Source organism: Anaerolinea thermolimosa, from assembly GCF_001050195.2.
In the GTDB taxonomy this organism is placed as follows: domain Bacteria; phylum Chloroflexota; class Anaerolineae; order Anaerolineales; family Anaerolineaceae; genus Anaerolinea; species Anaerolinea thermolimosa.
The window spans coordinates 1,274,464-1,284,834 of the sequence record NZ_DF967965.1; the positions used below are offsets into that span (position 1 = coordinate 1,274,464).

Consider the following 10,371-nt stretch of genomic DNA (forward strand, 5'->3'; position numbering starts at 1 on the left):
GTGGCTGGAGTAGGGGTGGCATAGTCTGCCGATGGTATTTGAGGGAGAATACTGCGCCCACTTCTTTTTTTCAATTTCACCAACCATTTTTGGGACAAACACAAAATAGGATATACCTTGCGAAAATGGCGTATTATGGGGTAGAATTGGCGTACGTTCGGGGCGTGGCTCAGTCCGGATAGAGTGCACGGTTCGGGTCCGTGAGGTCGGCGGTTCAAATCCGCCCGCCCCGACTGTTTTTGTGGTCGGCGGTTCTCCCATCGAGGGATAACACAACATTCTGTCCCGAGGTGTTGTGGGTTTGACCGGGGTATTCCGTGAGTGGTGCTGGTGCACGTTCACGGTGAGGCAAGATGGTTGTGATTGTTCACTCTATAAAAAGCACATGAACAGACACCCTGCAAATCCCTGCAGGGTGTTTTGTTGCAGATACTGTTTGTCTGTCCTCCTCAGCCGGTCTGACGATTACGATCAGGTTTGCTGAGGAGGTGCCCCCTGTGGTGGACGCAAGTCCCCCCGGCTGGAACGCCCAACCTATCTGGGTAATAGAGAGGGTGAATTGCCAATTGTCCTGATTATCAACCCTGAAGAGGAGTGCTAACCGCAGCGGGTGGCAGTGTGTACCCTGACGCCGAAAAGGCGGGCGGGGATCATAGCTTACCTGCGGCCACGCTTTCCCGGCATGGCCACCGACCTTGCCACCCTTGCCAGACACCCGGAAAGCGATCTGTGGGTGGAGCGGTGGTAATTCCGCGTACACCCGCACACACAGGGGTTTGACAAAACACACATTGGGTAATACTTACGGAGCAGAACGGGGCGGAGTAATGGAGTGCCGATAAACGGCTGGTGAATGCACTCAAGGCCCAGGGCATGACCTGGGCATGGATTGGGGAGGTATCCTGGATGGCTGTGACGATGTAGAAAGTGACCCTGGAAGGATCTGCAACGGGAGGTGTGGCCACAGATTTGCACACGCTGGTCTTTGAGGGTGACTCTCCGCGCAATCTGGTTGAAATCTCGCCTTCCGAACTGCTGTGGGTGGAGTTTGCGTTTACAGGGACAATTTCAATGATCTCCTGTGTGATTACCTGCCTAGTTGAGAACCCGCTAAAAAGGAATTTTTCAGGAGAAAAAATGAGGTCTTGATCTGTTTCTCTCAAGGAGAATCCCTTTTCTGATGTATCAATTCCAGGAAAAAATGGACCACTTCGGGGTCAAAATGTTTTCCAGCCTGCTTCCTGATATACTCCAGGGTTTTCTCTCTTGTCCACGCTTTTCGATATGGACGATCACTGGTGAGGGCATCATAGACATCGATGACAGAAAAGATCCGAGCAGCCAGCGGTATTTCTTCCCCTCTTAATCCACGCGGGTAACCGGTACCATCCCATTTTTCGTGATGGCAGTAAGGTATCTCTAAAGCGGGTCGTAAATATTCAATAGGAAAAAGCATTTCATAGGCAAAGGTAGGATGCTTTCGCATTATTTCCCTTTCCTCGGCGCTGAGCTGTCCGGGTTTAAGTAAAATGGAGTCTGGTACTCCCATTTTACCAATATCGTGTAACAAGGCTCCACGACGAATATGCAGCAGTTGCTCTTCTCCAATGCCCATTGCACGAGCTACCTCAAGGGTTAACTCTGTAACCCTCAAAGTATGACCTTCCGTTTCTTTATCCCGCAAATCAAGAGCATGCGACCAACCTTCAATGGTTTTTTCGTAGGCAGAATTTAACGCCTGATTGGATTGCTGTATATTCTCAAACATGATTGCATTATCTATGGCGATAGCTGCCTGCCCAGCAAGGGTTTCCATGAAATTCCACCAGGAAGGTTCTTTTGTAAAAGGCGTATGGTTGAAAATTTCCCAGATTGCGGTCACCTCCCCCTTGGCGATAATGGGAATGCCAATATATGCCCAGAATCTTTTCGTCAGTCCCGGATTCATGGGGCTTTCAGGTGGTTCGGCATTCAAAAAATCTATATGAATGATTTGCCGTTCACTGGCAACCTGTGCTGCGTAATCAACTCCCCAATCGGACAAGAGGCGTTCCCTGAGAGAGGCAGACATGTTTCTCCCTGCCTTAAATGTATATCTCCTGGAATGAGGGTCCCATTGCAAGATATCCGCAGCATCTACGCCCAGGTGACGAGTAACCTGTTCAAGAAAAACCTCCAACGTGAATTGCAAATCATGGCTGGAGGTGATAGTCAGGTCAATCTGGTGTAAGGCTTCTAATTGGGCCAGTCGTGTTTGCATCTCCTTTCTGAATGCCTCGCGCCGGAGAGCAGTCCCGACCATTTCTGAGAATGTTGTCAGCAAGTGCAGATCTTCTTTTGTGAATTGGCGAGGCAAGTCACATCCCACAAATATCACCCCCATGGTTCTTTCTTCGTTTGGTATGGGGGCAAACATGCCCGCATAGTTTCCTGAACCGATACGTGCAGCCACATCAGGATAAAATTCGGGTTCCTGTAAAAGATTGGGCGACAAAAAAGGCATATTCGTAAGAAAGGCACGCCCGGATAGACTTCGTTTAACCGGTAAACGCATATCCGAAACCTTCTGAGCCCAGCCTCGCGCCACGGCGAAATACAGATTTTCCTGGTTCGGATCAGGAAGTAAGATGCTTCCATGAGAGGCGTTGAACACGGCCAGCGCAGTATCCAGAAGTGACTCCAGCATGCTCTGGGCCTCTGTGCTTTTTCGCAGGGTTATACTGAGTGACTGAAGTGACTCAAGTTCCCACAACCGGCGGCGTGCTTGTTCTAATTGATGATATTGTTCAATAATCAAACCTGCCTGGATTGCAAAGGTCTGAAAGACAGCCTGCTCTCCTGCATCAAAGAAATGCGGAGATTGATATAATATCCAGAGCACCCCAAGGATTTCATTCCGTCCATGTAAGGGTAAACAGGCGGAGGCATGAATCCCCTCTTGGATCATCTGTGGATTGACAATATCCTGCGCCTGGGATACATCAGGAATAAAGCATGCCTTTCCAGAACGCATTACAGACATCGAAATTCCATTTTCTCGAACCTTGTGCGGCTCAAGCGGAAAAGAGTAATTATATCCAGCCCAGCGATAACAATAACCCTGAGCATCGATGAGCATGATACTGGCCTGAGTCGCATGGACAGCTTCAACCACAGCGGCACATACAACGGGCAGCATTTCTTCAAGCGTCTCAGCAGACAGGGCACGCTGTGTTACGGATTGCAAACGTTCCGTGACCAGGTGGTGCTGACGATCTTTTTCCATCAACCTGGCATTGATTAACGCTGTACCGATATCCAGCGCCACGTTTTGGAAAATAGCAACATCCTCACGAGTGAAATCTCCTGCCTGCTCACTCTGGAGATCAAGCACCCCCAGAATCTCCTCTCCTGATTGAATGGGAATACATATTTCAGCCTGGGTTGGTGAGAATGGATCTCCCGGTACAAATTTAGGGTCAAGGTGCACATTATTTGCCAGCACAACTTTTCGTTCTCGGCAGGCGGTACCTATCAACCCTTCGTCCAGGGTAAGGCGAAAATATTCCTTCTCTATTTTCAGGTGATAAGCGTTATAGGATCCTGTCAGCACAAGAAGATCATCTTGCTTTAGGAAAACGTAGATGTTCCATTGAGGGTAATACCGGCTAAGGGTATCCACCACCTGTTGAGGCAGGTGTTTAATATCGTTGGATGTTAACAAACGTTGGGCAACAGCATCGGCCACCGCCATATGTGCGGCATAACGCCTTGCCTGTGCAAGACGTTCGGCTTTAGCTACTGCATTGCTTACAATCGCAGAGGCTGAACGAGCAAAGTGAACATCATCTTCTGAAAAACGTCGGGGAGTACAGGAAAAGAGCCCAAGTAAACCATAGAGCTTTTCATCCGCAAAAATGGGCAATGCCAGAATTGCATTCACGCCTGAGTTTCTAAAGGGGTGAAGAGGATCAACAGGCGCATCCATTTGGTTGAGATTGGTTACGATCACCAGATTGCCATTCCAAATTGGCTTTGCCCAGTGTGCATGTTCCTGGTCAAGCAGAATACGCTCTCCCAGATAACTCCGCATTCCCTTCCTCAGATATTCTGCCTGCACAATGACGTTCACCTGATCTTCCCTGTCCAGCAAACCAACTACACCTGCATCCATTTCCATCAATGTTCCCAGGGTTGTGATTGCAGATTTCAGGATGTCTACAGTTTTATAGGGTGTATTTACCGCGGCAGAGAGTTCCCCTAATTTTCGCGTTCGCTGCTCTCTTAGCATAAGCGCCTTCCGCTCCATCCAGAGCGAGACGCTCAGAAGGGTCAACAAACAGAGAATGGTTCCTTCTACAAGAGTATCAGCTGTGCGATTCAGGACATTTGCCCCCACCATGTTTAATAAGCTCAGGCAAAGCCCTGTCACCAGTCCAATGAACAGGATCAGCCAGCGCCTTTGCCCCCTCAGGTTTAAGCGTAACTCTTCAAGGATTTTTCTCATGACATAGACGATTTGAGGATAAAAAGGCTATCATTCATTGTACAACTTTTACAACACGATTGCGCCCGTTGTTCTTTGCCTGATACAAAGCTACGTCGGCCTGCTGGTAAAACTTTTCAGGTTCAACGGGCAAGGAGTTGCCCTTACTGCCGGTTACCCCAAAACTGCACGTTACGAGAATGGTATTTTCCTCCCAGTAGAATGATTGGTCTCGAATATTCTTTCTTATTCGTTCTGCCAATTGAACCGCCTGCTTAACACTCGTATGTGGCAAGATGATCGCTATTTCTTCACCACCGACTCGTGCGACGAGATCCGTTAAACGCAGGTTATGCCTCAGAACATCCGCCAGGTGTTTAAGAACAGCATCACCGGTGGAATGTCCCCAGGTATCGTTGATCTTTTTGAAATGGTCTACATCCAGAATGATCAGGGACAATTCATCATCATATCGACGAGCGCGAATTATTTCAGCTGCAAGAACCTTCTCGAAATAGCGCCGATTTGCCAGACCTGTCAACGGGTCAGTAATGGAAAGTTTTTCAACCTGCTCATACAGTAGGGCGTTTCGCAAAGCAAGGGCCCCATGATCGGCGATACCTGTCAGTAAGTATTGCTGTTCTTCTTCGAAACGATGATTCTCATGGAATCCCACAAATAACACACCCAAAACCTCATCTTTCTCTCGTAGAGGAAAGCCTCCAAGGGAAGCTATTGTTTCGGGAAGGATTTTGGGGGATTCCATTGAATCTTCATGAAGATTTCTGACCAAGACAGGTTGGCCTTGTTCCATCACTTTCCTGGTAATATCTCCCAGGGCCTGTTCCCCCTCAATCATTCGCCCGGAATTTTGATGCATCCCATAATATTTACCTGAAAGTTTTCCAATTTTCTCTTTCAAGTAAATGGCTGCCAAATCTGCATCTGCCAGTTTAATGGCGCGTTGGAGTAATGCCTGGAGAGTCTCTTCCAGCTTAAGGCTGGAAGTAATCTGTATGGTGGCAGACAACAATTCTTCCGTATTGGTAAGGTTCGATTCTAATTTTTGCTGATGAATTTTCTCCTGCACCAGTTCTCGATCAAACAATCGAATAAAGCCGACGGTTAGAAGCGCTTCAGCCAGAATTGCGAAGAAATCAGAAAATTCAGCCAGTTTCCCGCTCTGGAAAGTTGCATAGGCATCGAATATTTCTGAAATTGCCAGGCTTATAGAACTGGCAGTCATTAGTAACCATCCCCACTGTCGTGAACCATACCCGAAGCGAGTATAAAAACGCCAGCCCGCGAATGCAGCCAGAAAAGAGGTACTTAAACTAATAAAAGCGATAATGTAATTCGTCATTCAATACCTTTTCGTGATGGTATCAAAGGAAAATTGTACAAAAAACTCACGAATCTAAAATAACAATTACCTATCAATTTCATACCGGGTTTGTTATGAATCAAAAGGTCACTGGCGAAAAAAAGAGACACCTCATCCTGTAAGATTGTCTCATTTACTCATCTGAGCTTTAGAGGGGCTGACAGCGAATGAAAAACGCTCTGTTTGAGGTTGCTCAGAGGAAAACCATAACCGCTTGATCGAAGCGGATAATGCTGAAATTTGCCAAACCGGGTCACCTGGAGCGCTTTCCACCCCGTTTTTCGTGTTGTCCTGAAGCCTGAAAACAACCTTGAAGATCTTTTCATTAAAGCTCAGTAACTATTTTCCCTGAGTAGTCCATTGTTCGCTAAATAAACATGAGCCATCACTTATCCTTGACATATAAGAAAACAAGATTATAATGATATTCATGAATTTGAATATTATGTCAGCGGCCATTTCAGCAATACAACCCTTTGAGGCTCAGGCGCAGATTTTCAAGGTATTATCCCATCCTGCCCGTATCGCAATCCTGGAAATCTTGCGGGATGGTGAGGAATGCGTTTGCCACATGGAAGCATATCTGGGATTGCGGCAGGCTTATATCTCTCAACAACTGGCAGTATTACGAGAAAGTGGAATTATTCAAGATCGGCGAGACGGCTGGAATATTTTTTATCGGGTTACCGATCCACGGATCTTTGAGGTGCTGGATGTGGTACAAAGGATAACCGGCATAGAAGTGCCTGATGTCCATCAGGCTGGTTTTCATTGTACCTGTCCACGTTGTATGACAGAACAACAGGTAACCAATGAGGAAGGATAAACGGTCTTGAAAGCAAGACATAAAAATGCCAGCCATTGTAAAGGCAGGGCTCTATCTGTAAAAAGGCGGTATGCTTGAATAGACCGCTTTTATTTTTTTTTGTTGCTTATTCTATTTTTTGAATATTATAGGAGTGTGGTATGGATCCATCTTTAACAGCAATCTCGCAAAAACCTCGTTGGCAAATGTTTGCCTGGATGGTTGTCACTGTTGCCGCCTGGGTTATCGCCTATAACTTGATTCAGCCGCTGGCCAACTGGATTACCTACAGCGCGTTTGGCCTGGCAAGAGGATCTCACCTGGGTGATTCGGTCGCCTTCTTTCTCTATGACGTTCCAAAGATTTTGCTGCTACTTTCAGGGATGATTTTCCTGATCTCGATCATCCGTACCTTCTTCAGCCCGGAACGTACACGTGCCCTGCTGGGAGGCAAACGCCAGGGGATTGGCAATGTGCTGGCCGCCATGCTGGGAATCGTCACCCCATTTTGTTCCTGTTCTGCGGTGCCGTTGTTTATTGGCTTCGTTGAAAGCGGCATTCCATTAGGCATTACTTTCTCCTTCCTGATCGCCGCACCAACCATCAACGAAGTGGCAGTAGTAATGCTCTTCGGGTTATTTGGGTGGAAAGTCGCCGGCCTTTATATTGCGTCCGGGCTGGTGATTGCTATTCTGGCCGGGATGGTCATCGGACGTCTGAACCTGGAACGCTATGTAGAGGATTTCGTATGGAAGATGCAGGTAGCTGGTGGTATCGAAGGGGAAGAGCTGACCTGGTCGGAGCGCATCCAGCGCGCCTGGGAGTCCGTCAAGGAAATTGTAGGCAAGGTGTGGCTGTACGTGATAGTCGGGATCGCAGTTGGAGCGAGCATTCATGGATTTGTTCCCGAATCCGCTTTAGCAGGAATTATGGGTAAGCAAGCCTGGTGGTCGGTGCCAGCGGCGGTACTCCTGGGGGTACCGCTCTATTCCAATGCTGCCGGAGTCATTCCGATTGTCAGCGCGCTGATGGAAAAAGGCGCTTCCCTGGGCACGGTACTGGCCTTTATGATGTCAGTAGTAGGACTCAGCCTGCCGGAGATGATTATTCTGCGCCGGGTGCTCAAGCCCCAGTTGATTGCAGCCTTTATCGGTGTGATTGCTATGGCAATCATCATTACCGGTTACTTATTCAACCTGGTTTTGTAAACCGCATTAAACTCATGGAGAAAAAACGATGAATGTAAAAATTCTGGGAACCGGGTGCCCTGCGTGTCGTAGCATGCTCAATGATGTGACCCGCATTCTTGCCCATAAGGGTTGGAAGGCTGAGGTGGAGTATGTGCAGGATATTGAGCGAATCATAGCTTATGGTGTGATGTCTACCCCGGCGCTGGTGATCAACGAAAAAGTAGTCATGCTTGGCCATCGCGGTTCAAAAGATATCGAAAAAATGCTCCAAAATACGATGGACAGTGAGCGCACGCGCTAAATTATACGGTGATTTGAGGAATTCCAGATGTTTATCACCATCTATCTCATCAGCGCAGTTCTGGTTTTTGCATTTTCCGGCCTGTTAGCCATGGCAGGGCTTGGAGCGGCTTTTTTGTTTGTGCCGTTGTTCTACTACCTGGGCGTACCGCTGGCCCAAGCCACACCAACCGCTTTATTGCTCAATGTCGTCAGCCTGTTATTCGCAACCCTCAATTATTGGCGGGGCAGGTTGATAAACTGGCGGGTGGGCGTGCCTGTATTGATTGCCGCGGTCATCTTGTCACCTGTTGGGGCATTGGTGACGCAGTATGTGAACAAAACCGTACTCTTAGCTATGTTCGCAACTTTCCTGGTCTTTGCCGGAACAATGATGCTGTTTTACAAACCTAAAAAACGCGAGAAGGTTCTAAGCCGTACGGTCGAGATCAGTGCAGGTGCAGGGGTAGGCTCGATGGCTGGATTTCTGGGTGGTTTGTTAGGTGTGGGCGGCGGGAACTTTATCTTACCGGTGCTCAACTGGCTGGGATTGGATGCCAAAGTGGCAGCCGGGACGACGGCGCTGGTGGTAGTATTTTCCTCGCTGTCTGGCTTTCTCGGTCATGCCACAATGAGTGGGTTAGACCCATGGTTTGTGGGGATCATGGCGATAATGGCTGCTGCAGGATCGATGGTAGGTTCGCAGCTAATGAAAACGAAATTATCGAGTACACAGCTTAAGAAAATGATCGGGGTGCTACTTTTTATCATTGCAGCAAAGATGATTTTTGATCTTTTGAAATAACTCAGTCATTCAGAAAGGAGAAAAGAAAAAATGGCAACTCAATTTATTCCTCCTCAGTGGGCTTTTGAGTTTCATGGTCATGAGTGTCCCTTCATGCCTATTGGCTACCGAATGGGGATGCTAGCTCTGGCATACCTGGGCGCTGAAAAAGAACCGGATCATGGATTCTTCATCTTCCCTGAACTGGGTGAAGGCCATCCCCAAACCTGCATGATGGATGGAATGCAGATCGCTACCGGGGCCACCTACGGTAAGGTAATGATTGCTAAAACTTTCTACGGCAAACTTGCAGCTACTTTTTACCATCCCAAGAAGGGTGCGGTACGTTATTCACTCCGGCCCGATTTCATCGACGACATGGGCGAATTCGAATTCTTCGCTTACCGCAAGAAGGGTATCGAACCCTCCCAAATTCCGATAGATGTGCGGCGAGAAGTGATCCAATGGGTTTATGACCAGCCAGATGAAGTCATTTTCAAAGTGGAACCGAAACCTGACTTTACCTACACTCCAGTCAAAGGTTCTTTTAACAAGACAAAATGCAGCATCTGTGGTGAATACGTCTTCGATCGCTATCTGCGCATGAAAGACGGCCAACCGGTGTGCATTCCCTGCTCCGGGTATGAAAAGACAGTCAGGATTGAACGGTAGCGAACAAAGAAAAGAGGTTTCTATGAAGTCCGCTGGATCAGAAGATGGGGTTCCCATCAGCCAGCATTTTGGGCGAGCACCTTTTTAAATCGTGATGGCCGTTGAAGATAGTTCTATCGTTTTCAAAGAAAAACGAGACACGCTGGGTCATGTGCACTTAATGAGTTGTATGCTGAGGGCAAAGATCCACGTGAGCGTAGTTTCATCTTGGCGGCTCAGTCTCGTCACGCCAAAGGTGCGTTAAGCTGGGTTCCACGAAGGTGCTCTGCCAGGGTAAATGGTCCACTATCCAAGTGGCCCCTCCAAACGGCAAATCTTGATACCATATTATTTGTGGATGGTAGATGACTAATCATCCCAAACAAGTTTTATATCTTGGAAGTTTCCTTCTTTTGTATATGTGACTAAATATGTAAGACTGTTTTCGGGATATTTACATATTTGTATGAATACCAACTCATCTATACCTCCATCGATGGTGGTGCCCTCGATTTTTGTCTGAATTGGAGCAATTCGAGAGAGTACGGAGTGAGTTTCACTCTGCCCCATACCATATTTCAGCTCTGGCTGTAATTGTTCCTGTACAGCGTTGCCGATTGAAATGAAAGTTGGATCGACATTATATTCCTTTGCAAGACGAGCAAAACACTCATCCCTTTCATTCCACACAATATACTTATAAGTTGAAAAAGCTAAGCAACATAATGTTAACGTGAATTCGGGATAAGACGAGGATCTCCAAAGGGAGTAAACTTTTGTCACCACAACAGAAGTCGAAACCCAAGGAGACCC

9 protein-coding genes and 1 tRNA gene are annotated in these 10,371 nt (G+C 47.5%); 7 read left to right on the forward strand and 3 right to left on the reverse strand.

What is annotated here, in order from left to right; all coding sequences use genetic code 11:
• The first annotated feature begins 158 nt into the window (after window positions 1–158).
• Together ATHL_RS05760 and ATHL_RS19245 are read left to right on the forward strand one after the other, a co-directional pair.
• A tRNA-Pro gene (locus ATHL_RS05760) sits at window positions 159–233 on the forward strand.
• Window positions 234–610: 377 nt separating this feature from the next.
• Window positions 611–748 (forward strand): hypothetical protein, encoded by a 138-nt coding sequence (locus ATHL_RS19245; protein ID WP_162787603.1) that lies wholly within the window; start codon window positions 611–613, stop codon window positions 746–748.
• 411 nt (window positions 749–1,159) lie between these two features.
• Here ATHL_RS19245 and ATHL_RS05770 read toward each other — a convergent pair whose 3' ends face one another.
• Both ATHL_RS05770 and ATHL_RS05775 read right to left on the reverse strand, forming a co-directional pair.
• Window positions 1,160–4,270, reverse strand: a complete 3,111-nt coding sequence (locus ATHL_RS05770) for a GAF domain-containing protein (protein WP_162787604.1) — start codon at window positions 4,268–4,270, stop codon at window positions 1,160–1,162.
• 250 nt (window positions 4,271–4,520) lie between these two features.
• A complete protein-coding gene (locus ATHL_RS05775; protein ID WP_084001204.1) occupies window positions 4,521–5,828 on the reverse strand; it encodes a GGDEF domain-containing protein in 1,308 nt (435 codons plus the stop codon).
• 451 nt (window positions 5,829–6,279) lie between these two features.
• Here ATHL_RS05775 and ATHL_RS05780 point away from each other — a divergent pair, with 451 nt between their 5' ends.
• The 5 genes from ATHL_RS05780 (at window position 6,280) to ATHL_RS05800 (ending at window position 9,579) form a co-directional block, all read left to right on the forward strand.
• Window positions 6,280–6,675: an ArsR/SmtB family transcription factor gene (locus ATHL_RS05780; RefSeq protein WP_236822334.1), complete on the forward strand. Its 396-nt coding sequence runs from the start codon at window positions 6,280–6,282 to the stop codon at window positions 6,673–6,675.
• A 185-nt stretch (window positions 6,676–6,860) separates the two neighbouring features.
• Window positions 6,861–7,862 carry a permease gene (locus tag ATHL_RS05785; RefSeq protein ID WP_420807572.1) on the forward strand — a complete coding sequence of 334 codons (1,002 nt, stop codon included), beginning with the start codon at window positions 6,861–6,863 and terminating at the stop codon, window positions 7,860–7,862.
• Between the two features lie 28 nt (window positions 7,863–7,890).
• Window positions 7,891–8,145, forward strand: a complete 255-nt coding sequence (locus ATHL_RS05790; RefSeq protein WP_062190721.1) for a thioredoxin family protein — start codon at window positions 7,891–7,893, stop codon at window positions 8,143–8,145.
• 27 nt (window positions 8,146–8,172) lie between these two features.
• Window positions 8,173–8,928: a sulfite exporter TauE/SafE family protein gene (locus ATHL_RS05795; protein ID WP_062190723.1), complete on the forward strand. Its 756-nt coding sequence runs from the start codon at window positions 8,173–8,175 to the stop codon at window positions 8,926–8,928.
• Window positions 8,929–8,958: 30 nt separating this feature from the next.
• A complete protein-coding gene (locus ATHL_RS05800) occupies window positions 8,959–9,579 on the forward strand; it encodes an FmdE family protein (RefSeq protein WP_084001205.1) in 621 nt (206 codons plus the stop codon).
• A 348-nt stretch (window positions 9,580–9,927) separates the two neighbouring features.
• Here ATHL_RS05800 and ATHL_RS05805 read toward each other — a convergent pair.
• On the reverse strand, window positions 9,928–10,371 hold a 444-nt coding region (locus tag ATHL_RS05805), incomplete at its 5' end, for a hypothetical protein (protein ID WP_236822335.1).

Coding starts and splice junctions, on each gene's coding strand:
- ATHL_RS05790 (WP_062190721.1), top strand. CDS start 7,891: ATGAATGTAAAAATTCTGGGAACCGGGTGCCCTGCGTGTCGTAGCATG.
- ATHL_RS05770 (WP_162787604.1), bottom strand. CDS start 4,270: ATGCTAAGAGAGCAGCGAACGCGAAAATTAGGGGAACTCTCTGCCGCG.
- ATHL_RS05795 (WP_062190723.1), top strand. CDS start 8,173: ATGTTTATCACCATCTATCTCATCAGCGCAGTTCTGGTTTTTGCATTT.
- ATHL_RS05775 (WP_084001204.1), bottom strand. CDS start 5,828: ATGACGAATTACATTATCGCTTTTATTAGTTTAAGTACCTCTTTTCTG.
- ATHL_RS05800 (WP_084001205.1), top strand. CDS start 8,959: ATGGCAACTCAATTTATTCCTCCTCAGTGGGCTTTTGAGTTTCATGGT.
- ATHL_RS05780 (WP_236822334.1), top strand. CDS start 6,280: ATGAATTTGAATATTATGTCAGCGGCCATTTCAGCAATACAACCCTTT.
- ATHL_RS05785 (WP_420807572.1), top strand. CDS start 6,861: ATGTTTGCCTGGATGGTTGTCACTGTTGCCGCCTGGGTTATCGCCTAT.